Here is a 22,061-nt window from a genome sequence, read left to right on the forward strand (position 1 = left end):
TTCTTTTCGTTGCGGTCTTTTTTTCGTCTTTTCGGCTTCCCCGCTTGATCACACTGTTCTCAAGGAGGAATGGAAATGGCAAGCGAGTTTGAAAAGAAGGACGAATTGCAAAGTTTGTGCGCGTTTCCCGGCAGCAAAAAAGTATATGTGCAGGGATCGCGTCCGGATATTCGCGTCCCGATGCGGGAGATTGCTCTCTCGCCAACAGTCAGTGCGGATGGACAGCGGGAAAACCCGCCGGTCAGAGTCTACGACACCAGCGGGCCATATACTGACGGCAGCATGGAAACCGATATTCGCCAAGGATTGCCTGCCAATCGGCTGGCGTGGATACTGGAGCGAAACGACGTAGAAGCGTACGCGGGGCGTACCGTCCAACCGGAGGATAATGGCTACAAACAGAAGGAAGCTGATCAACCGATAAACTTCCCCGGTCTGAAACGACGTCCGCTGCGCGCCAAACCCGGGGCTGTCGTAACTCAGATGCATTATGCCAAAAAAGGCATCATTACCCCGGAAATGGAGTATGTGGCGATTCGCGAACGAGTGACACCGGAATTTGTCCGCAAGGAAGTGGCGATGGGACGGGCGATTATTCCGGCTAATATTAATCATCCGGAAAGCGAACCGATGATCATTGGCCGACATTTTTTGGTGAAAATTAATGCCAACATCGGAAACTCCGCGGTAGCTTCTTCCATCGAGGAAGAGGTGGAAAAGATGAGATGGGCGACACGCTGGGGAGCGGACACGATCATGGACTTGTCTACAGGGAAAAACATCCACACGACAAGGGAATGGATTATCCGCAATTCACCGGTGCCGATTGGGACCGTTCCGCTTTATCAGGCATTGGAAAAGGTGGGGGGGAAAGCCGAAGAATTAAGCTGGGAACTTTATCGGGATACTTTGATTGAACAAGCCGAACAAGGGGTTGATTATTTTACCATCCATGCGGGCGTGCTGCTGCGCTACATCCCGTTGACTGCCAACCGCGTTACCGGTATTGTCTCACGGGGCGGATCGATTATGGCGGCCTGGTGTCTGGCACATCATCAGGAAAATTTTTTATATACGCATTTTGAAGAGATATGTGAAATTCTGAAAAGCTATGATATCTCTGTTTCCCTCGGTGACGGATTGCGTCCTGGCTCCATTGCCGACGCCAATGATGAGGCGCAGTTTGCCGAGTTGGAGACTCTGGGCGAGTTGACCAAGATTGCCTGGAAGCATGATGTTCAGGTAATGATTGAGGGGCCCGGGCATATTCCGATGCATATGATCAAAGAGAACGTGGAACGGCAAATGGAAATTTGCCACGAAGCCCCTTTTTATACACTGGGGCCGCTGACTACAGACATTGCGCCCGGCTACGATCATATTACCTCGGCCATTGGCGCCGCGATGATCGGCTGGTTCGGGACGGCAATGCTTTGTTATGTCACACCCAAGGAGCACCTCGGACTTCCGAATAAAAACGATGTTCGGGAGGGCGTGATCGCTTACAAGATTGCGGCCCATGCTGCCGATTTGGCCAAAGGGCATCCGGGGGCGCAGGAGAGGGATGACGCCCTATCCAAAGCGCGTTTCGAGTTTCGTTGGAGAGACCAGTTTCATCTATCTTTGGACCCGGAAAGAGCGATGGAGTACCATGATGAGACTCTGCCGGCCGAAGGTGCCAAAACTGCCCATTTTTGCTCGATGTGCGGCCCGAAATTTTGCAGTATGCGGATTACGCAAGACATCCGGGAGTACGCCAGGCAGCATGGGCTGAATCATCAGGAGGCAATTGATAAAGGCTTGGCGGAAAAAGCGAAGGAATTTCGCGATACGGGCCGCAGGCTGTATCGTTGACAAAGGGGAAGGGAATGCGAGGAATCGCATTCCCTTTGTTCATTCTGCATTTTTGCAACAAGTCAAACAATTATAAATAGTTGAAAATGCTTTATTACGGTAATATAATCCTATTAAACGACAATTTCATAAAATATTCGTTAAATTTTCAGGAGGGGAGGTCCCGGAACGCTGCGCTCTCAATGTTAGTTAAATCGCTGAAACAAACCAGATAAAAAGAACAAACAGTAGGGGGGTTCCCATGAGTACAGGACAACTGCAAACCAGTGCGGATCAGCAAACGGAAAGCGTCCGGGGAGCAGGATTGATCAAATGGGTGGAACGGGTTGGAAATAAGCTGCCGCATCCTTTCATGCTTTTCGTCTACTTGATTGCCATCTTGATGATTTTAACCGCGGTTCTCTCGTTGTTTGATGTTTACGCGATCGATCCCGTAAAAAATGAAGAAGTGCATGTGAAAAATTTGCTCAGTCAAGAAGGCATACAATGGATTTTACCGAACATCATTAAGAATTTTTCCGGCTTCCTGCCGCTTGGCTCGATTTTGACGTTGATGCTCGGCGTCGGTCTCGCTGAGAAAGTTGGCTTGCTGGAAACCGTGATCCGCAAAATGTCTTTGCGGGTCAATGCGAAATATGCCAGTTATATGGTTGCCTTTATCGCATTTTTCAGCCACATCGCATCCGATGCTACTTTCGTTATCATGCCTCCGCTCGGCGCATTGATCTTTATGGCTGTAGGCCGCAATCCGATTGCCGGCTTGCTTGCCGCCATCGCCGGAGTAGGGTCGGGTTTTACGGCAAACATCTTGATCGTGACGACCGACGTGCTGTTGTCGGGGATCAGTTCCGAAATTGCAAAGGGTGTCGATCCCAACGTCACGGTCAGCGTCCTCGACAACTGGTTCTTCATGGCAACTTCGGTTATCCTCCTGACCGGGTTGATCGGATTGATCACGGATAAATTCATCGAACCGCGCTTGGGAACGTACAAAGGAAATCGTCTCAACAAGCTGGAAGATGTGACGCCGGAGCAAAACAAAGCGTTAAAAGCGACCGGGATCGCTGCTTTAGTGTTCATTATTGTGCTGGCGGCCTTGGTTGTTCCGGCAAACGGTTTGCTGCGTGATCCGAAACTGGGCACGATCGTTCCCTCCCCATTCATTTCCGGGATTGTGCCGATTATTCTCTTGTTCTTCTTAACGGTTTCCATTACCTATGGCATCAAAATCGGAGCCATCCGCAAACAAAATGATTTGCCTGCCTATTTGGCCGATCCGATTAAAGGGATGGCCGGCTTTATCGTACTGGTTTTCCCGTTGTCCCAATTTGTCGCCTTGTTTAACTGGAGCAACATGGGAACCTTCATGGCCCTGTATATCACCGATTTGTTGGAAAAAGTGCATATGACCGGAGCGCCGGTGTTTATCGGCCTGATGTTCCTGTCCGCATTCCTTTGCTTGTTTATCGCCAGCGGCTCAGCGATCTGGTCACTGCTGGCCCCGGTTTTTGTGCCGATGTTCATGGCGCTCGGCTATCATCCGGCTTTCGCGCAAATCGCCTTCCGGATTGCCGACTCTTCGGTTATTCCGTTTGCGATCGTTTCGCCGTTTACGCCATTGCTGTTGAAGTTTTTGCAAGAGTACAAGCCAGAGGCGAAGCTGGGCACGTATTATTCACTGATTTTGCCTTATCCGTTGGTAATTTTCGTTTGCTGGACGCTGTTGCTGGTTGTCTGGTACTTTTTGGGCTTGCCCATCGGCCCGGGTGTTTATCCGAAACTGGGTTGACCAACGTAAAACATTGGAAAGAAGGTTTGGAAAATGATGGATCTGATTGCGTTGCGCAGAGATTTGCATCAGCATCCCGAATTAGGTTTCACAGAATTTCGCACCGCAGCGAAAGTGGTGGAACAATTAACGGCGCTTGGCTACGAAGTGCTTTATGGCCAGGATGCCATCGATGGGGAATCGCGCCGGGGACTGCCCTCGCCTGAAGTATTGGAGGACGCCTATCAGCGGGCGCTGCGCGACGGTGCCAATCCGCAAATCGTCGAGAAGATGCGCGGAGGCTACACCGCGGTGATTGGAATTTTAAAGGGAAAGGCGCCGGGACCAACGGTGGCTTTCCGCTTCGATATGGACGCTTTGCCAATTTTGGAAAGCACAGATCACGATCACTATCCGCAAGCGGCAGGATTCCGCTCGTTGTATGAAGGCAATATGCACGCCTGCGGCCACGATGGGCATACGACCATTGGTCTCGGACTGGCGGAAAAACTGGCGGACGGAAACTTTTCCGGTACGGTAAAGCTGATTTTTCAACCGGCGGAAGAAGGGGTGCGCGGAGCTTATGCCGTCGTGCAAAAAGGGATGCTGGACGATGTCGATTATTTGTTCTGCCACCATCTGGGCACGAATGTTCCTTTGGGTGAAGTGCATGGGAGTTGTGCCGGCTTTCTGGCTACCACGAAAATGGCCGCCTATTTCGAAGGGGTTTCCGCACATGCCGGGGCCAGTCCGGAGCAAGGGCGCAATGCCTTGCTCGGTGCCGCTACCGCTCTGCTGAATATCCATGCCATCCCGCGCTTCAGCACAGGGGAAACCCGCATCAACGTCGGCGTCCTGGAAGGCGGAACAGCGGCGAATATTATTCCGCAATCCGCCAGAATGGTCGTCGAGACTCGTTCGGCTACGGAGGAAGTCAATCAGGAACTGGAACGCCGCGTTCGCAACATTATCGCGCAAAGCGCGGCAATGCATGAATTGAATTACCGGATCGAGGTAATTGGCGCCGCCATTCCGATTCACAGCGATCAAGAGCTGGCCGAACTGGCGATTGAAGAAGCCAAACAGGTGGAAGGATTTACTGCTTTCCAAGTGGGGGCGGCCAATTCGATCGGCAGCGAAGACGCCAGCTTCATGATTCGCCGGGTTCAGGAACGCGGCGGCAAGGCGACTTATATGGTAATTGGCACAGACATTCCCGCTCCTCATCATCATCCCAAGTTTGACATCCAGGAGGAAGTGTTGCCGCGCAGCGTGAAATTGCTCGAACGAATCGCCAGACGGACGCTGCAAGCCGAATTTTCCTTATCTCGTGCGGAAGGAGAGGATCGCAAATGAACAACGATCTGCAAATGATCACGACGACAATCGAGCAAAAACGCGAGAAGTTTATCGACGTGAGCAACCGGATCTGGGAATTTGCCGAAACCCGGTTTGAGGAATTTCGTTCTGCCGAGTTGCTTTGCCAAACGTTGGAGGAAGAAGGGTTCGCTGTCGAACGTGGGGCAGGCGGCATCCCGACCGCTTTTATCGGAACTTTTGGCAGCGGAGCGCCGATCATCGCTTTCCTGGGAGAGTTTGATGCGCTGTCGGGGATGAGCCAGAAAAAAGGCATTGCGCAGGAGATTCCGGAGATCCCTGGCGGCAATGGCCATGGCTGCGGCCACAATTTGCTGGGCACTGGCTCTTTGGCGGCCGCTGTGGCGGTTAAAGAATATTTGCAAAAATATAATCTGCCCGGCACCGTCCGTTATTACGGCTGTCCCGGAGAAGAAGGCGGCTCCGGAAAAACATTTATGGCCCGCGCCGGAGTGTTTGACGATGTGGACTTCGCGCTGAGCTGGCATCCGATGGGCTATAACAGCGTCATGGCCGTGGAATCTTTGGCCAATTACCAGGTGTACTTCAAGTTCAAGGGAAAAAGCGCACACGCCGCGGCCAGTCCCCATCTGGGAAGAAGCGCACTCGATGCCGTTGAACTGATGAACATTGGCGTCAACTACTTGCGCGAACACATCATTCCGGAAGCGCGGGTGCATTACGCCGTTACCCATACAGGCGGATTGTCTCCCAATGTCGTTCAGGCGAAAGCGGAAGTCTTGTATCTCATTCGCGCTCCGCATGTTCCCCAAGTGCAAGAAATTTACGAACGGGTTTGCGACATTGCCAAAGGGGCAGCGCTGATGACCGGAACCGAAGTGGAGATCGTGTTTGACAAAGCGTGCTCCGAGCTGATTCAGAACAAGACGTTAGAATCAGTCATGTATCGCAATTTTCAACAGTTGGGCGTCCCGCAGTTCGATGAGCAGGAACAAGCGTTGGCGCAGGAAGTACGGGCTACGCTCACACCGCAGGAAAGAGCCAGCTCGGCCGCTTTGCCCGATGGAGCATCTCCCGACCTGGTGGACTGGCTGCAGCCTTATACAGGGGCAACCATCCCGCTGAACGGCTCCACGGACGTAGGCGATGTCAGTTGGATTACGCCGACCGCCCAATGCAACACGGCATGCTTCGTGAACGGCTCGGCTTTGCATTCGTGGCAATGGGTGACGATTGGCGCCACTTCGATCGGGCATAAAGGGATGCTTCATGCCGGCAAGGTGATGGCGGCAACGGCGATCGACATGCTGAAAAATCCGGAAGCGGTGCTCCAGGCGAAGAAAGAATTGCAGGAACGTTTGGGCAAACAGGCTTACCAATGTCCGATTCCGGAAGGCGTACAGCCGTCGGCAAAAAAATAGGAACAGCTCGGCAGCGGCCGGCGTCAGAGATGGCGCCGGCTTTTTAGGCGAAAAAATATGCAACCGCTTACAAAATAGTGTTGAAATCGTATAACGCGGATACTATAATACGAAATAAGTAAAGCGCTTTACAAAAACTGAAAAGAGTGAATTTTGAAAATCATCACGAGTCATCCGCCGAGAAACATTTGAAAGGATGGGATTACGTGAACAAAAAAATCAGGTGCGCCGTCATTGGTTTGGGCAGGCTCGGCTATTGGCACGCGCAAAATCTGGCGCAGCGGATACAGGATGCCGAACTGGCAGCAGTGGTCGATGCCTTGCCCGGCAGAGCCGAGCAGGTGGCAAGAGAACTGGGGGTGGCGCGGTGGTCCGACAATCCCGCAGCCGTTATGGCCGATCCGGATCTGGATGCCGTTGTTATCGTGACCCCGACGACAACCCATGCAGCCTTGCTGAAATTGGCGGCAGCCAATCAAAAGCACATTTTTGTGGAGAAGCCGATCACACACTCGCTGCAGGAGGCAGATGAGGTCATCGCGGCGATCCAAAGCAGCAATGTCTCTTGTCAGGTAGGCTTTATGCGGCGGTTTGACCCGGCTTATCTGGAAGCGAAGCGGCGAATCGACGCCGGAGACATCGGGAAACCGCTTTACTTCAAAGGCATTACCCGTGACGGAAATACGCCGCCGGCGGAATTTATCAAAAACAGCGGCGGGCTGTACCTTGATTTTTCGATCCACGACTACGACGCCGCGCGGTTTATGCTGGGAGCAGAGGTTACTTCCGTGACCGCACACGGCAGCGTCGTCAACCGGGACCGGCACGCTTTCGTCAGCGAGTACCGCGATGTCGATCAGGCGCTGACTTATCTGACCTTTGACTCTGGAGCTGCCGCCGACATCGAAGCGAGCCGCAACGCATTTTACGGGTATGATATTCGCGCGGAAGTGATCGGAACGGAAGGAGCGATCCAGATCGGTTCACTTCGGCACCACGCCTTGAAAATTCTGACCAAGAAAGGCGGCACGCACGACATCATTCCCGACTTCCCCACACTGTTTTTGGATGCTTACTTGAATGAAATGGTTTCCTTTATCGAATGTTTGCGCAATCAGCAAAAACCGCTTGTCCATGAGCAGGACGGCAAAATCGCTCTGCAAATCGCAGCAGCAGCCACAGCATCCTACCACACAAACACAACCATTCCCTTGGACACAGCACAATCAACGGCAAATGCAGCCAACTTGCCGCGCTAACCAATGCAGAAAGCGCTTCATCATCAAATCGTTTCCGCTCTGCTCAACTTCACGGATGGAAGCGCGGACAGAACTACCAGGTAGAAAGAAGGCACACAGTGGATGAAACCAACGATCTATGACGTGGCAAGAGAAGCAGGAGTGTCGATCGCTACCGTTTCAAAGGTGATTAATCATCAGCGGGTCGGTAAAAAAACAAAAGAAAAAGTGTTGAAAGTCATGGAAGAACTGAACTACAAACCTAGCGTACTGGCGTCGGCTTTAACCGGCAAACGCACGTCGACTATCGGTTTCCTGCTTCCCGACATCGCCAATCCGTTTGTTGCCGGAATGGCCCGCAGAGTGGAAGATCGGGCGCATGAACGCGGCTACAATCTTGTCATTTGCAGCACGGATTCGCAGGAGAAAAAGGAAGCGGTGTACGTCTCGCTGCTGCGCCAAAAAAGTGTCGACGGCTTTATTCTCGCTGGCGGCTACAAAAATGTGGAAGTAATTGCCGAGTTGATTGAAGAGCAGGTTCCCGTCGTCCTGTTGGCCGAGTCTTATCCACATCTGTCGGTTAACAGCGTAAAAGTGGATGATTTTATGGGCGGCTACGAAGTGACCTCCCATCTGATTTCCCTGGGGCATACCCGAATCGGAATTCTCGCCGAAGATGCGTCGAGCAGCCGGGAACGAATCCGCGGCTTTCGGCAAGCGATGCAGGATAAAGGTTTGCCGGTCAGAGAAGAGTTTCTCGTGGTCAGCGATTCGACGGAAGAAGGCGCAGAATATTTGGCCGGCCAAATGCTTGATTCGCCCGAGCGGCCAACCGCCATTTTTGCCTGCAATGATTTGTTGGCGATCCGCGTGATCCTGGCAGCGAGGGAAAGACAATTGCGCATTCCCGATGATCTCTCGGTTGCCGGATTTGATAACACCTTGTTATCGCGGAGTACCGACCCGCCCTTGACAACGGTTGCCCAGCCGATCCTCGACATGTGCTCGCAGGCAGTCGATCTGCTGATTGAAGAAATTGAACGCCACAACAAAACGAAGCAGCGAATCGTCATGTTGCCACAACTGATTATTCGCAAGTCAACAGGGAAGCGCCGCTCCTGAACCAAAGCAGACAGGCGTGTTTCACGCTGCCTGTTGGCCGCACATAAAGAAAGCGCTTTCATTGGATCGCCGCTTGTCTGTGCTTTCCTTTCACACCAAGAATCGATGCGAAAAATCCTCCAGCATCCTTCTCTATCTCCCTGAAAAATTGTTGCCCAATCCGGAAACGACAAGCTGTGTCTGATATGTTAAGCGCTTTCCATCTTACTTGTTACGAGATAAAGGAGAGTAGCTGATGAGCAAAGTAAAAGTTGGCATTCTGGGTGCCGGATTTATTGCAAAAGTACACAGTTCCATTTTGGCGAGAGACGAACGAGTGGAAATTGTCGGTGTCGCCGATATTTCGGCCGAACGGGCGCAAGCGTTGGCGGCAGAAGTCGGCCAGGCGCGGGCGTTGACGAGCTTGCACGATTTGTTTGAACTTGGCGTAGATGCGGTTTACGTTACTACGCCCAACACACTGCACGTCGAGCCGGTTCTCGCTTGCCTGCAAAACCAGATTCACGTCTTTTCCGAAAAACCGATGGCGGTTTCATTGGCGGAAGCGCAGCAAATACGCGAAGCGGCGGCAGCCTCCCGGGCGATCTACAATCTGGGGATGAATCGCCGATACGCCTCGGTTTACAAAAAGGTGAAGGAGCTGATCGCTTCCGGCGAGGTGGTTCCCAACCTGGCGCAAATCAAGATGAATCGCGGCGAACTGCTGAATCCGCCGTGGACCGCCGATCCGAAGGTGACCGGGGGATTTTTGTATGAGACTCCCTTTCATCTGATGGACTTAAGCCGCTATCTGTTTGGCGAAGTGCAGACGATTTACTGTGAAGGGCGGCAAAATGTTTCCGCAGAAGAACTGGATACATTTGCGATCGTACTCACTTTCGACTCAGGAACGATCGCCACGTTTGTCACCTATGCCCACGCCGGCTGGAGCTTTCCGTTTGAAAGTTTGGAAGTATACGGAACATATTCAACCATTGCGACACAGGAAATGGAAAAAGTCATGTATGCCCCCGGGCTGAAACAACCGGCGCAAGTCAGCGACTTCTTTCAATTGACCACCGAAGAAAAATGGGGCTATGCCGAGGAAGACCGTTTGTTCATCAGCGCGATCGTGGACGGAAGCGCTCCTCCGGTCACGGCAGAAGACGGTTTCCGCTCCATCCAGCTGCTGGAGGCGATCTATGAAAGCGCCAGAGAGGGCAAACGGATTGATTTTCACCGAAACGCCTAGCTGGTCGATAACTGCTTTTATTTTGGAAGGGGCGGTGAGCAAAGGGTGGATATAAGGAAAAAACCAATACGCGTCGGGATGATCGGCTACAAATTTATGGGCAAGGCTCACAGCCATGCACTGAGAGATTTGCCGTTTTTCTTCGAACCAGCGGGTGTCCCGGTGTTGCAGGCGATCGCCGGGCGGGACGAGGCCGCGCTGAAACAGTCTGCCGAGAAGATGGGCTGGAGCAGCTATGAGACCGATTGGCGGCGTTTGATTGAACGCGATGACATCGATTTGATTGATATCGTTACGCCCAACCATACGCATGCGGAAATGGCGATCGCGGCAGCACAGGCAGGCAAGCATGTGCTTTGTGAAAAACCGCTGGCGCGTTCGGTGGCTGAGGCCCGCCAGATGCGGGATGCGGTGAACAAGGCCGGTGTCATCCATATGATTTGCCACAACTATCGGTTTGCACCGGCCGTCCAGTTTGCCAAAAAGCTGATCGAGCAAGGGCGATTGGGAAAAATTTATCACATTCGCGCCACCTTTTTGCAAGATTGGCTGATGGACCCGGAATTTCCGCTTACCTGGCGATTGCGCAAGGAAGTTTCCGGTTCCGGCTCACTGGGTGATTTGGGAGCGCACATTATTGATCTGGCGCGCTTTCTGGTTGGCGAAATCAACGAAGTTGTCGCAATGTTGGAAACTTTCGTGAAAGAGCGTCCGCTGGGGGAAATGGATCAGCACTTGCGGGGACGGCCCGGGAATGGACAACGCGCTCCGGTAGAAGTCGATGACGCCGCCGTATTCCTCGCCCGCTTTGACAATGGCGCCTTGGGCGTGTTTGAGGCGACCCGTTTCAGCAAAGGAAACCGCGCCGGAAATCGCTTTGAAATCAATGGGGAACGCGGTTCGCTGCGTTGGGACATGGAAAACATGAACAATCTCCAGGTTTATCTGGATGGAGATGAAGCAGGCCTGCAAGGGTTCCGCACGATCAACTGTACGGAAGTGGAGCACCCCTACGCCGCCGCTTATTGGCCGGCCGGTCATATTATCGGCTACGAGCACACGTTTATCAATTTGATGCTCGAGTTGTGCAATGGCATTGCCAATGGCTGTAATCCGGCGCCCAATTTTGAGGATGGGCTTCGCAACCAGCTGGTGCTGGCGGCAGTGGAACGATCAGATCAGACAGGCCGATGGGTAAAGGTCATGGAAATGCTGGACAACTGAACAAAGCAGTTCCTGCCCCGGGCCGTTGCTTATGACAGCTGCCCGGGATGCGCAGGCCAAACGGATTGCTGAAAGAGCGGGGAGCAAGGGAGCTGGAGAATGGAGCCGCCTGGCAGATACTCAATTTAAAGGGGGATTCACGTTATGCAAAGACAGAAAAACTGGTTTTGGCTCATTGGCGTGTTGGTCGTCGCTCTTGTTTCGGCTGCTTGCGGAGGGCAGCAAGCGGCCCAGCCGACTGCGGCATCGGAACAGCAAGGCAGCAACGCCGCGGCGGACGGCAAGCTGGTCATCGGCGTGGCCCATCCCGATTTTGATGACAAATGGCTGAGCTACTTGCAGGATGGGATGGAACAGTATGCCGCCACGCAAAAAGATGTAGAGGTGATCTATGTCGATGCGATGAATGACGCAAGCAAACAGCTTTCCCAAGTGGAAAATTTCGTTTTGCAAAAAGTAAACGCAATTGTGCTGATTCCTGTCGATACCGTTTCCGCCCCGGAAATGGTGGAAAAAGCAAAAGCCGCCAACATTCCGATCATTGTTGTCAACAGACAGTATGACGGAGTGGAAAATGCGACCGCCTACGTCGGCTCCGAATCGATTAAAGCAGGTTTGATGCAAATGGAAGAAGTAAGCAAAATGTTGAACGGCAAAGGCAATGTGGCGCTGATCAACGGGCAGATGGGGCAGGAGGCGCAAATCAAACGTACGGAAGGCAACAAACAGGTGATCGGACAAAACCCCGGGATCCAGATCGTGCTGGAAGGTACGGGAGAATGGGATCGCGCCAAGGGAATGACGTTAATGGAAAACTGGCTGCAGTCCGGTCAAAAAATTGATGCGGTTGTCTCCAACAACGATGAGATGGCGATTGGCGCGATCATGGCGTTGGAAGCGGTCGGCAAGCTGGAGCAAACGATCGTCGCCGGTATTGATGCCACCCCGGACGCGCTCGAATATGTGAAAAGCGGGAAATTGCAAGTGACGGTCTTCCAGAATGCGCGCGGTCAAGGAGAGAGCGGTCTTGCCACGGCGATCAAGGCGGCGAGAGGGGAAACGGTCGAGAAGTTCACTTGGGTGCCGTATGAACTGGTGACGAAGGACAACGTCGACGAGTATATCCAAAAATGGCAGTAAACGAGCCGAAAGTGAACATCCTGGCAGAATGAGGGGGTAGCCATGAGCAGTGAGTTTATATTGGAAATGGAACAGATTACCAAGGAGTTTCCGGGTGTAAAAGCGCTCGATCAAGTACAGCTCAAGGTCAGGAAAGGGACAGTCCACGCGCTGATGGGCGAAAATGGTGCCGGAAAATCAACCCTCATGAAAATTTTAATCGGAATGTATTCCCCCGATCGCGGCCGGATTTTGTTTGACGGGGAAGAATTGAAGCTGGGCGGGGTCAAGGATGCGCTGGACAAAGGCATCTCGATGATCCACCAAGAGTTAAGCCCGATTCCCAATATGACAGTGGCGGAAAACATTTTCCTCGGCAGAGAACCGAGCTTTCGGCTGACCGGCTGGGTAAAAGCGCGGGAACTTACCGACCAGACGAGGCGATTGTTTGAACGGCTGGAGATCGAGATTGATCCGCATGCGCGGATGTCTGAACTGAGCATCGCCAATACGCAAATGGTCGAGATTGCCAAGGCGATCTCCTATAACGCCAAGTTGATTGTGATGGACGAACCAACTTCGGCAATTACGGAAAAGGAAGTCTTTCATCTGTTTCGGATCATCCGTTCGTTGAAACAGGAAGGTGTGTCGATCATTTATATTACGCACAAAATGGATGAATTGGCGGAAATCACCGATGAGCTGACCGTACTGCGGGATGGCAAATATATCGGCACCCGGCCCAGCCTGAACACCACTCGGGAGCAGTTGATCGAGATGATGGTCGGCCGGGAAGTGCAGCAAATCTTCCGGAAACCGCCGGCACAGATCGGGGAGACGATTATGTCGGTACGCCAATTGGCGAGGAGAGGCAAATATGAGCAGGTCAGTTTTGAACTGAAAAAAGGGGAAATTCTCGGCGTCGCCGGCCTGATGGGTTCCGGGCGGACAGAAGTATTGGAAGGGATATTTGGGGTGAATCCGCCGGATACGGGAGAAATTTTCATTCATGGCCAAAAAGCGTTGATTCGCTCGCCGCGCGATGCAATCGCCCACCGGATCGGCTTGTTGACCGAAGACCGAAAGCAGACCGGCTTGTTTTTGCCGCTGTCGGTTGAAGACAATATGACCATTCTCAACATTGACCAGTATGCAAAAGGCGTGTTTCTGGACGAGAAGAAGATGGAACAGGCTTGTCGTCAACAAAATGAGCAGCTGGCGATTAAGACGCCCGGATTGAAACAGATTATCAAATATTTGAGCGGCGGCAATCAGCAGAAAGTCTTGATTGCCAGATGGCTGTTGCACGATCCGGAGATTTTGCTGCTTGATGAGCCGACGAGGGGAATTGACGTCGGGGCAAAGGCGGAAATTTATCAGTTGATCTTTGAATTGGCCAAGAAAGGAAAGGCGATTGTGCTGGTTTCATCGGAACTTCCCGAAATTCTTGGACTAAGCGATCGGATCATGGTGATGCATGAAGGGCGAAAAATGGGGGAGTTGAGCAGGGAAGAGGCAACGCAGGAAAAGATTATGCAACTGGCAACCGGGGGGTTGACCACAAGTGCCTGAAAATGTCTGGGGGAATTCAAAATGAGTAGTGAAACGACGACGGTGAAAAAGCAGGAAAGGATCGCCAACAACAGTCCGCTAAAAGTGAAAAGCCTGGCGTTTCTCAGCCGCTATGGAATGTTGCTGATCCTGATCGCCTTGGTGATCCTCATGTCGATTCTTTCGCCAACCTTTTTTACGGCAAGCAATTTGCTCAATATTGTCAAGCAAATGTCGGTCGTCGGCATCGTGGCGATTGGGGTTACGTTAGTCATTATTACGACCGGGATCGATCTGTCATCCGGTTCGGTCATTGCGCTTGTTTCCGTAGTTGTGGCCAGTCTGGCACAGCCCGGCGGTATGCCGCTGTTTGTTCCGATCATCGTCGGACTCGGCCTTGGACTGTTGACCGGTGTCATTAACGGAACGATCATCTCCAAAGGAAAAATCGCTCCGTTCATCGTCACGCTGGGAATGATGACTGCGGCGCGGGGCGCGGCCTTGCTTTACAGCGGCGGGCGGCCGATCGGCAATTTGTCTGAGCCGTTCAAATTCATTGGCCAGGGTCAAATTTTCGGCATTCCGTTTCCGATTCTCTTGTTCGCGTTTGTCGGGGTGATTACCTATCTTTTGTTAAACAAAACCAAATTCGGGAAACGGGTATATGCCATTGGCGGCAATGAACAGGCTGCGATGATTGCCGGCATTCATATCGACCGGGTGAAAATTTGCATTTATGGTTATGCGGGATTGTTGTCCGCTTTGGCCGGGATTATTTTGACCTCCCGGATCGCTTCCGGTCAGCCGACTGCGGGCAACATGTACGAACTGGATGCAATCGCCGCGGCGGTGATTGGCGGCACGAGTCTGTCCGGCGGGATCGGCACGATCGGCGGGACGATCATCGGGGCGCTGGTGATCGGAGTGATGAATAACGGTCTCGATTTGTTGAATGTCTCATCCTATTGGCAGCAAATTCTCAAAGGCGCGATTATTACGGCGGCGGTTTATCTTGACTCGCGCAAACATAACAGGCGATCGTGAGCAAGAATATTGGAAAAGAGGAGTGCGCCATGAAAATTGCCTTGAATCAAGCGACGACGATGAAGCGGTCCAGCTTGCGGCAAGATCTGGAGTTGTGCGAATCATACGGGTTTGATTTCATTGAGATTCGCCGTGACAAATTGCGGGAATACTTGTCTGAATTTTCGCTCGATGAGCTGCAAGCCTTTTTTCGGCAAAACCGGCTCAAACCTTTTGCCTTGAATGCCCTGGAATTCGTCACTTTCCGCGACAGGGCAGGGAGACAGCAACTCGAGAGGGAGCTGCATGAACTGGGCCAGATCGGTCAAACGATTGGCTGTCGGACGATCATCGCGGTGCCCAGCTTCGATGTAGGGGAGTACAGCAAAACGCAGATCAAACAGGAAACAGTCGGTGTCTTGCAGCGGTTGGCGGAGCTGGCCGAGACGTACGGAATGCGGCTGGCTCTGGAATTTTGCGGCTATCCCAACTGTTCGGTCAATACGTTTGCGCAGGCATACGAGATCGTCACCGCCGTCAACCGGGAAAACGTCGGGCTGGTTCTCGATTGTTTTCACTTCCATGCGATGAATTCGCGGCTGGAAGATTTGCAACAGGCCGATCCCGGCAAATTGTTCGTTTTCCACCTCGATGATTGTGAAGATCTGCCTGCGGGCGCTTTGCGCGATCACCATCGGGTATGGCCAGGCACCGGCGCGATTGATTTAGACAGCATCTTGCGAACTTTGCGGGACATTGGTTATGACGAAATGACGTCGCTTGAGCTGTTTCGGCCCGAGTATTGGGAGTGGGAGGTGGAGCAGGTCGTCCGGATGGGCAAGGAGACGACGGAACGCGTGATTCGCCGCTATTTTCCAAACGAATAACCATCAGGAAAATTGGGGGGAGCAAACGGATGAAAACGATCCGCTTAACGACGGCGCAAGCGTTAGTCAAATTTTTGAACCAGCAATATGTCGAGTTTGACGGACAGCGGGAACGCTTTGTCAAAGGGATATTCACGATTTTTGGACACGGCAATGTGCTCGGTTTGGGTCAGGCGCTGGAAGAAGATCCGGGGGCGCTGGAAGTTTACCAAGGGCGCAATGAGCAGGGGATGGCCCAGGCGGCCGTAGCCTTTGCCAAGCAAAAACGGCGCAGGCAAATTATCGCTTGCACCTCTTCCGTCGGACCGGGAGCAGCCAATATGGTGACAGCGGCGGCAACGGCCTCTGCCAATCAAATTCCGCTGCTGCTTTTGCCTGGTGACACGTTTGCGAGCAGACAGCCCGATCCTGTGCTGCAACAAGTCGAACATCGCCATGATTTCACGGTCACGACCAATGATGCGTTTCGTGCCGTCAGCAAGTATTGGGACCGGGTCAGCCGGCCTGAGCAATTGATGTCCGCCATGCTCCATGCCATGCGGGTGCTGACCGATCCGGCCGACACCGGAGCGGTCACAGTCTGTTTGCCGCAGGATGTGCAAGCGGAAGCATACGACTTTCCGGAAGCATTTTTTCAGCAGCGGGTGCATCGCATAGACCGCAGGGTTCCGACTGCGGCCGATTTGCAGCAGGCAGTGGAGTTGATCAAACGAAAACAGCGGCCGCTCATCATCTGCGGCGGAGGCGTTCGCTATGCGGAAGCGGCTGACGAATTGCGGCGTTTTGCGGAAAAATTCCACATTCCGTATGGGGAGACGCAAGCGGGGAAAAGCGCGATCGAGAGCGAGCATGCCTACAATTTGGGCGGAATCGGCGTCACTGGCAATTTGGCCGCCAATCTGATCGCCCGGGATGCAGATCTCGTCATTGGCATCGGCACCCGTTATACCGATTTTACAACCGGTTCCAAACAACTGTTTCAGCATCTCGCTGTGGAATTTTTGACGATCAACGTGTCCCCGTATGACGCTTGCAAGCTGGACGCGACGAAACTGGTCGCTGACGCCAAACTGGCTTTGCCGGCATTGGAAGCGGAGTTGGACCGGGCAGGTTATCGTTCCGCCTATACCGACCAGATCGCCCAGGTCAAACAAGCATGGGCCGACGAGTTGGCCCGACTGCGCCAGATCCGCTATCTAGGGCAGGGGTTCGTTCCGGAAGTTGCCGGACACCGCGACGAAGTGTTGCCTGCCTTCGTGGAGACGTTTCAGTCATGTCTGACCCAGACGGAAGTGATCGGCCTGATCAACGAGCTGATTAACGAGGACGCGATCATTGTCGGGGCGGCGGGAAGTCTGCCTGGGGATTTGCAACGAATGTGGCAATCTCGCCGTCCGCATACCTACCATATGGAGTACGGCTATTCCTGCATGGGCTACGAGATTGCCGGTGCGCTGGGCGTCAAACTGGCGGAACCGGACAAAGAGGTGTACGCGATGGCGGGCGACGGCAGTTATTTGTTGCTGCATTCCGAATTGGTGACCAGTTTGCAGGAAGGCCAAAAAATCAACGTGCTGTTGTTTGACAACGCCTCGTTTGGCTGTATCAACAATTTGCAGATGGAAAACGGCATGGGCAGCTTTGCGACAGAATTCCGTTTTCGCAATCCAACAAGCGGCAAACTGGATGGCGGCTGGATGAAAATCGATTTTGCCCAAAGCGCAGCGGGCTACGGGGTCAAAACATACCGGGCCCATACGCTTGAGCAGCTGAAGGAAGCGCTGGCCGACGCCAAACAACAACCTTGTTCAACATTGATTGACATCAAAGTGTTGCCGAAAACGATGACGGCAGGATATGAATCTTGGTGGCACGCAGGAGTCGCGGCTGTTTCCGGAAATTCCAAGGTGGCGGAAGCGTACCGGCATAAGGAAGCCAAGCTGAAAACAGCGAGAAAGTATTGACTTGACTTTTTTGGATAGAGGTGGGCTGCAATGGCAACCGTTCAGGAAACAAACGAGCAGTTTCGCATCGGCATTGCCCCGATCAGTTGGGTAAACGATGACATTCCCGGGTTGGGCGATCATTATACGCAGGACCAGGTACTGCGCGAAATGGCCTCGCTCGGGTATCGTTCCACAGAAATGGGACGTCTGTTTTCCCAGGAGCCCGCGGCGCTTCGCGAGAAATTGGCTGCGCATGGCTTGCAATTGGCCAGTAAATTTGTCGGGGTGCTGTTGTCCGACCGCGATCGTCAGCAAGCCGAACTGGACTCGTTCCGGGAGTGGGCAGAGTATCTGAAGGAAATGGGTTGTCGGCATGTGATCGTCTGCGAGATGGGCGGATCGATTCACTGGGACCCGCGGCGTTCACCGCAAGAGACCGGCATCCGCAAGCTGACGGATGAACAGTGGCAAACGCTGGTGGATGGCCTGCATCAAGCGGCGGGGATCGCTCAGGCGCTCGGCTTGGAACTGGTTTATCATTATCACGCCGGGACGGTGGTGGAAACGGCGGAGGAAATCGATCGCCTGATGGCCGAGACCGCTCCCGGATTGGTCCATCTCTTGTTTGATACCGGGCACGCGCTGTATGGCGGTTATGATCCGCTGGCGTTATGGATGAAGTACGAGAAGCGGATCAAGTACGTTCATCTAAAGGATGTGCGAGCCGAAGTACTTAAGCACGTGAGAATGCATCAACTCGATTTTCGGTCGGCGGTTTTGCAGGGATTGTTTACGGTGCCAGGCGACGGATGCATCGACTTTGTGCCGATTTTTCGCCGACTGCTGCAGAGTCAATATGCCGGCTGGGTGATCGTGGAAGCCGAGCAGGACCCCGCCGTCGCCGATCCGTACACCTACGCCAAGATGGCCAAAGATTATATTGAACAAACGCTGAAAAATGTTGGCGAGGAGATCCGCTTGCCAAGACAGGGGGAAAGAGGATGAGCCGTTTGATTGTTCCCCGGCAAAAACGGGATGAAACTGGCAGAGTATCGTTGGTAACGCCGGAAATGGCAGGCTGGAACTATGTCGGCTTTGAAGTGTATCAGTTGGAGAGGGGGCAGAGCTTGCGCAAGGAAACGGGAGCGCAGGAAGCGTGCCTTGTTCTGTTGAGCGGCAAAGCCGATGTTTCCACCCGCCGGGAAAAGTGGCGATCGCTCGGTCAGCGCATGGACGTGTTTGAGAAGCTTCCGCCCTATTCGGTGTATGTGCCGCCTCAAGACCATTATCAGGTGGAAGCGCTCACCAATTTGGAGGTAGCGGTCTGCCTTGCTCCCGGCAAAGGCACGTACCCCGCCCGGATGATCTCGCCGGAGGATGTCGGCGTGGAACTTCGCGGTGCGGGGAATATCGAGCGGCTAGTCCATAACATTCTTCCTGAACAACAGCCGGCGGACAGTTTGCTGGTAGTGGAAGTGTTCACGCCCGAAGGGAACTGGTCCAGCTATCCGCCACACAAGCACGACCAGGAGCGGCTGCCGGAAGAATCGTATCTGGAAGAAACCTATTATCATCTGATCAATCCGCAAGGCGGCTTTGCCGTACAGCGGGTGTATACCGACGACCGTTCCCTCGATGAGCAGCTGCTTGTCAGCAATGGCGATGTTGTGTTAGTCCCGAGAGGCTATCATCCGGTGTCCGCTCCGCCCGGCTACGAGCTGTATTATCTCAATGTGATGGCAGGGCCGGTCCGCACCTGGAAGTTCAAGAACGATCCGGCTCATGAATGGATTATGCCAAGCAAGTTGACCGCAAATCAGCCAAGGAGGGAAGCGCGATGAATCCGTTGACGTTTGACCGCGACAAGCCGCTGGACTTCGTGGCGTTGGGCCGCCTGTGCATTGACCTGAACGCGAATGAGATCAATCGCCCGATGGAGGAGACGGTCACTTTCACGAAGTATGTCGGCGGATCTCCGGCCAATATCGCAATCGGGATGGCCCGTTTGGGCATGAAAACAGGTTTTGTCGGGCGGGTGGCCGACGACCAACTGGGCCGATTCATTGTCCGCTATTTACAGGACAATCAAATTGATACAGCTTCCGTCCTGACCGACCGCTCGGGCAGCGTCACGGGGTTGGCTTTTACGGAAATCAAGAGCCCGACAGACTGCAGCATCCTGATGTACCGTGACAATGCCGCCGATCTCAAGCTGGAGCCGCAAGATATTAATGAAGAATATCTGAAGCAGGCAAAAGCGATCTTGATTTCGGGGACTGCGTTGGCCAAAAGCCCGTCCCGCGAAGCGATCTTGCTGGCGTTGCATTACGCGCGCAAGCATGGCGCGGTTGTCTTTTTCGATCTCGACTATCGGCCATACTCCTGGACCTCACCGGCGGAAACGGCGATCTATTACAATCTGGCGGCCGAAAAGTGCGATGTTCTTATCGGTACGCGCGAAGAATTTTCGATGATGGAACGTTTTGAACGAAATGCCGAGGAGGACGACGAGACGACTGCCCGCAAATGGTTTGGCTATCAGGCAAGCGTTGTCGTCATCAAACATGGCAAACACGGTTCGATCGCCTATACGCGCCAGGGGGAGCGTTACCCGGGTGTCACGTTCCCGGCCAAGGTGGTCAAGACATTTGGCGCCGGCGATTCTTATGCCGCCGGTTTCATCTATGGCCTGATGCAAGGCTGGGACATTTCCCGCTCGACGGAATTTGGCGCGGCTGCCGCCGCAATCGTCATCTCGTCGCACAGCTGCTCCGAGGCGATGCCGACGCAGGAGCAGATTGAAGCGTATATCGCCAAATGCCGCAACGGCGAAATTGTCGGCTCCTGAAAACCGAAGCAGAGAAAGGGGAAGGACGCAATGAATCGTGCAACAAGTGCCCAAGTCGTCAGAAACTTTATCGGCGGGCGGTGGGTGCCTGCCGCTTCTTCGCAAACGGAAGTCGTGCCAAATCCGGCTACGGGCGAGGTGCTTGCCCATGTGCCGCTGTCGTCGCGCAACGATCTGGAGATGGCGGTGGCTGCGGCCAAGGAAGCCTACCGCGCATGGAGCCAAACGGCCGTCCCGCGGCGCGCCCGGATTTTGTTCAAATATCAGCAGCTTTTGGTCGAACATTGGGAAGAGCTCGCCAAATTGGTCACGTTGGAAAATGGCAAAAGCTACAACGAAGCATACGGCGAAGTCCAGCGCGGGATCGAATGTGTCGAATTTGCCGCAGGAGCCCCCACGCTGATGATGGGCAGACAGCTTCCGGATATTGCCACAGGGATCGAGTCTGGGATGTATCGCTATCCGGTCGGGATTGTCGGCGGGATTACCCCATTCAACTTCCCGATGATGGTTCCTTGCTGGATGTTCCCGCTGGCGATCGCTTGCGGCAATACGTTTGTGCTGAAACCATCGGAGCGGACACCGCTGACGGTCAATCGTCTGGCTGAACTGTTCCAGCAAGCGGGTCTGCCCGATGGCGTGCTGAATGTCGTCCACGGTGCCCACGATGTGGTGAACGGGCTGTTGGATCACGCCGATGTCAAGGCGATCTCGTTTGTCGGGTCGCAGCCGGTTGGCGAATATGTGTATAAAACGGCGGCGGCCAATGGCAAACGGGTGCAAGCGTTGACTGGAGCGAAAAATCATTCGATCGTGATGCCGGATGCGGACCTGGAGCATGCCGTCCAGCAAATCACCACGGCCGCCTTTGGTTCTGCCGGTGAACGGTGCATGGCCGCTTCGGTGGTCGTGGCCGTGGGCGAAATCGCCGATCTGCTGGTGGAAAAGCTCAGCAGCGCCGCAAATGAATTGAAAATCGGCAATGGACTGGAGCAGGATGTCTTTCTCGGTCCGGTGATCCGTGACGCCCATAAAGAACGGACGCTTCGCTATATCGAACGGGGCGAGCGGGAAGGAGCTGTGCTCGTGCGGGACGGGCGAGCGGATGCGGCTGGCGGCCAGCCTGGCTATTTTCTCGGTCCCACCATCTTTGACCGGGTGACAACCGAAATGACGATCTGGCAAGACGAGATTTTTGCTCCGGTGCTGTCCGTCGTCCGTGTCGCTACATTGGATGAGGCGATTCAGCTGACCAATCAATCCCGTTTTGCCAATGGCGCCTGCATTTACACGCAAAATGGCAGCCATGTGCGCAAGTTTCGCGAGGAGATTGATGCCGGCATGTTAGGGGTGAATCTGGGGGTACCCGCACCGATGGCCTTTTTTCCATTCTCGGGATGGAAACATTCGTTTTACGGGGACCTCCATGCCAACGGTACAGACGGCGTAGAGTTTTATACACGCAAAAAAATGGTCACCGCCCGTTGGTAG

General features: G+C 53.6%; 17 protein-coding genes. All 17 read left to right on the plus strand.

All coding sequences use genetic code 11. The annotated features are described in order from the left end of the window. The first annotated feature begins 75 nt into the window (after window positions 1-75). Window positions 76-1,854: a phosphomethylpyrimidine synthase ThiC gene (gene thiC / locus JOD01_RS03765; protein ID WP_204516911.1), complete on the plus strand. Its 1,779-nt coding sequence runs from the start codon at window positions 76-78 to the stop codon at window positions 1,852-1,854. 241 nt (window positions 1,855-2,095) lie between these two features. Then, complete coding sequence (locus tag JOD01_RS03770) at window positions 2,096-3,643, plus strand: AbgT family transporter (RefSeq protein ID WP_204516912.1); 1,548 nt, start codon at window positions 2,096-2,098, stop codon at window positions 3,641-3,643. A 33-nt stretch (window positions 3,644-3,676) separates the two neighbouring features. Next, window positions 3,677-4,978, plus strand: a complete 1,302-nt coding sequence (locus JOD01_RS03775; RefSeq protein WP_204516913.1) for an amidohydrolase — start codon at window positions 3,677-3,679, stop codon at window positions 4,976-4,978. Continuing rightward, window positions 4,975-6,381: a M20 family metallopeptidase gene (locus JOD01_RS03780; RefSeq protein ID WP_204516914.1), complete on the plus strand. Its 1,407-nt coding sequence runs from the start codon at window positions 4,975-4,977 to the stop codon at window positions 6,379-6,381. Before JOD01_RS03775 ends, JOD01_RS03780 begins: the two co-directional genes overlap by 4 nt. A gap of 206 nt (window positions 6,382-6,587) precedes the next feature. Then, a complete protein-coding gene (locus JOD01_RS03785) occupies window positions 6,588-7,640 on the plus strand; it encodes a Gfo/Idh/MocA family oxidoreductase (RefSeq protein ID WP_204516915.1) in 1,053 nt (350 codons plus the stop codon). 102 nt (window positions 7,641-7,742) lie between these two features. After that, window positions 7,743-8,741, plus strand: a complete 999-nt coding sequence (locus JOD01_RS03790; RefSeq protein ID WP_204516916.1) for a LacI family DNA-binding transcriptional regulator — start codon at window positions 7,743-7,745, stop codon at window positions 8,739-8,741. 235 nt (window positions 8,742-8,976) lie between these two features. Then, window positions 8,977-9,972, plus strand: coding sequence for a Gfo/Idh/MocA family protein (locus JOD01_RS03795; protein WP_204516917.1), 996 nt, complete (start codon window positions 8,977-8,979; stop codon window positions 9,970-9,972). 51 nt (window positions 9,973-10,023) lie between these two features. Beyond that, window positions 10,024-11,196, plus strand: coding sequence for a Gfo/Idh/MocA family protein (locus JOD01_RS03800; protein ID WP_204517209.1), 1,173 nt, complete (start codon window positions 10,024-10,026; stop codon window positions 11,194-11,196). A 144-nt stretch (window positions 11,197-11,340) separates the two neighbouring features. Beyond that, window positions 11,341-12,336 (plus strand): sugar ABC transporter substrate-binding protein, encoded by a 996-nt coding sequence (locus JOD01_RS03805; protein WP_204516918.1) that lies wholly within the window; start codon window positions 11,341-11,343, stop codon window positions 12,334-12,336. Between the two features lie 42 nt (window positions 12,337-12,378). Then, window positions 12,379-13,887, plus strand: coding sequence for a sugar ABC transporter ATP-binding protein (locus JOD01_RS03810; RefSeq protein ID WP_204516919.1), 1,509 nt, complete (start codon window positions 12,379-12,381; stop codon window positions 13,885-13,887). A gap of 21 nt (window positions 13,888-13,908) precedes the next feature. Beyond that, window positions 13,909-14,910: an ABC transporter permease gene (locus tag JOD01_RS03815; protein ID WP_204516920.1), complete on the plus strand. Its 1,002-nt coding sequence runs from the start codon at window positions 13,909-13,911 to the stop codon at window positions 14,908-14,910. A 29-nt stretch (window positions 14,911-14,939) separates the two neighbouring features. Continuing rightward, window positions 14,940-15,776, plus strand: coding sequence for a sugar phosphate isomerase/epimerase family protein (locus tag JOD01_RS03820; protein WP_204516921.1), 837 nt, complete (start codon window positions 14,940-14,942; stop codon window positions 15,774-15,776). Between the two features lie 29 nt (window positions 15,777-15,805). Beyond that, entirely contained in the window at window positions 15,806-17,740 is a 1,935-nt protein-coding gene (gene iolD / locus JOD01_RS03825) for a 3D-(3,5/4)-trihydroxycyclohexane-1,2-dione acylhydrolase (decyclizing) (protein ID WP_204516922.1), read from the plus strand. A gap of 30 nt (window positions 17,741-17,770) precedes the next feature. Beyond that, window positions 17,771-18,727 carry a myo-inosose-2 dehydratase gene (iolE, locus tag JOD01_RS03830; RefSeq protein ID WP_204516923.1) on the plus strand — a complete coding sequence of 319 codons (957 nt, stop codon included), beginning with the start codon at window positions 17,771-17,773 and terminating at the stop codon, window positions 18,725-18,727. Continuing rightward, window positions 18,724-19,563 (plus strand): 5-deoxy-glucuronate isomerase, encoded by an 840-nt coding sequence (gene iolB, locus JOD01_RS03835; RefSeq protein WP_204516924.1) that lies wholly within the window; start codon window positions 18,724-18,726, stop codon window positions 19,561-19,563. The genes iolE and iolB overlap by 4 nt, the downstream gene beginning before the upstream one ends. Beyond that, window positions 19,560-20,570, plus strand: coding sequence for a 5-dehydro-2-deoxygluconokinase (iolC, locus tag JOD01_RS03840; protein WP_204516925.1), 1,011 nt, complete (start codon window positions 19,560-19,562; stop codon window positions 20,568-20,570). The genes iolB and iolC overlap by 4 nt, the downstream gene beginning before the upstream one ends. 30 nt (window positions 20,571-20,600) lie before the next feature. Next, the gene (locus JOD01_RS03845) at window positions 20,601-22,061 is read left to right on the plus strand and encodes a CoA-acylating methylmalonate-semialdehyde dehydrogenase (RefSeq protein ID WP_204516926.1); all 1,461 of its coding nucleotides are present in this window, start codon (window positions 20,601-20,603) and stop codon (window positions 22,059-22,061) included.

This window comes from Brevibacillus fulvus (assembly GCF_016908525.1).
GTDB classification, from domain to species: Bacteria; Bacillota; Bacilli; order Brevibacillales; family Brevibacillaceae; genus Brevibacillus_G; species Brevibacillus_G fulvus.

What these genes read in the sequence shown, in the direction of transcription:
- thiC (WP_204516911.1), top strand. Translation starts at nt 76, where the DNA reads ATGGCAAGCGAGTTTGAAAAGAAGGACGAATTGCAAAGTTTGTGCGCG.
- JOD01_RS03770 (WP_204516912.1), top strand. Translation starts at nt 2,096, where the DNA reads ATGAGTACAGGACAACTGCAAACCAGTGCGGATCAGCAAACGGAAAGC.
- JOD01_RS03775 (WP_204516913.1), top strand. Translation starts at nt 3,677, where the DNA reads ATGATGGATCTGATTGCGTTGCGCAGAGATTTGCATCAGCATCCCGAA.
- JOD01_RS03780 (WP_204516914.1), top strand. Translation starts at nt 4,975, where the DNA reads ATGAACAACGATCTGCAAATGATCACGACGACAATCGAGCAAAAACGC.
- JOD01_RS03790 (WP_204516916.1), top strand. Translation starts at nt 7,743, where the DNA reads ATGAAACCAACGATCTATGACGTGGCAAGAGAAGCAGGAGTGTCGATC.
- JOD01_RS03795 (WP_204516917.1), top strand. Translation starts at nt 8,977, where the DNA reads ATGAGCAAAGTAAAAGTTGGCATTCTGGGTGCCGGATTTATTGCAAAA.
- JOD01_RS03805 (WP_204516918.1), top strand. Translation starts at nt 11,341, where the DNA reads ATGCAAAGACAGAAAAACTGGTTTTGGCTCATTGGCGTGTTGGTCGTC.
- JOD01_RS03810 (WP_204516919.1), top strand. Translation starts at nt 12,379, where the DNA reads ATGAGCAGTGAGTTTATATTGGAAATGGAACAGATTACCAAGGAGTTT.
- JOD01_RS03815 (WP_204516920.1), top strand. Translation starts at nt 13,909, where the DNA reads ATGAGTAGTGAAACGACGACGGTGAAAAAGCAGGAAAGGATCGCCAAC.
- JOD01_RS03820 (WP_204516921.1), top strand. Translation starts at nt 14,940, where the DNA reads ATGAAAATTGCCTTGAATCAAGCGACGACGATGAAGCGGTCCAGCTTG.
- iolD (WP_204516922.1), top strand. Translation starts at nt 15,806, where the DNA reads ATGAAAACGATCCGCTTAACGACGGCGCAAGCGTTAGTCAAATTTTTG.
- iolE (WP_204516923.1), top strand. Translation starts at nt 17,771, where the DNA reads ATGGCAACCGTTCAGGAAACAAACGAGCAGTTTCGCATCGGCATTGCC.
- iolB (WP_204516924.1), top strand. Translation starts at nt 18,724, where the DNA reads ATGAGCCGTTTGATTGTTCCCCGGCAAAAACGGGATGAAACTGGCAGA.
- iolC (WP_204516925.1), top strand. Translation starts at nt 19,560, where the DNA reads ATGAATCCGTTGACGTTTGACCGCGACAAGCCGCTGGACTTCGTGGCG.
- JOD01_RS03845 (WP_204516926.1), top strand. Translation starts at nt 20,601, where the DNA reads ATGAATCGTGCAACAAGTGCCCAAGTCGTCAGAAACTTTATCGGCGGG.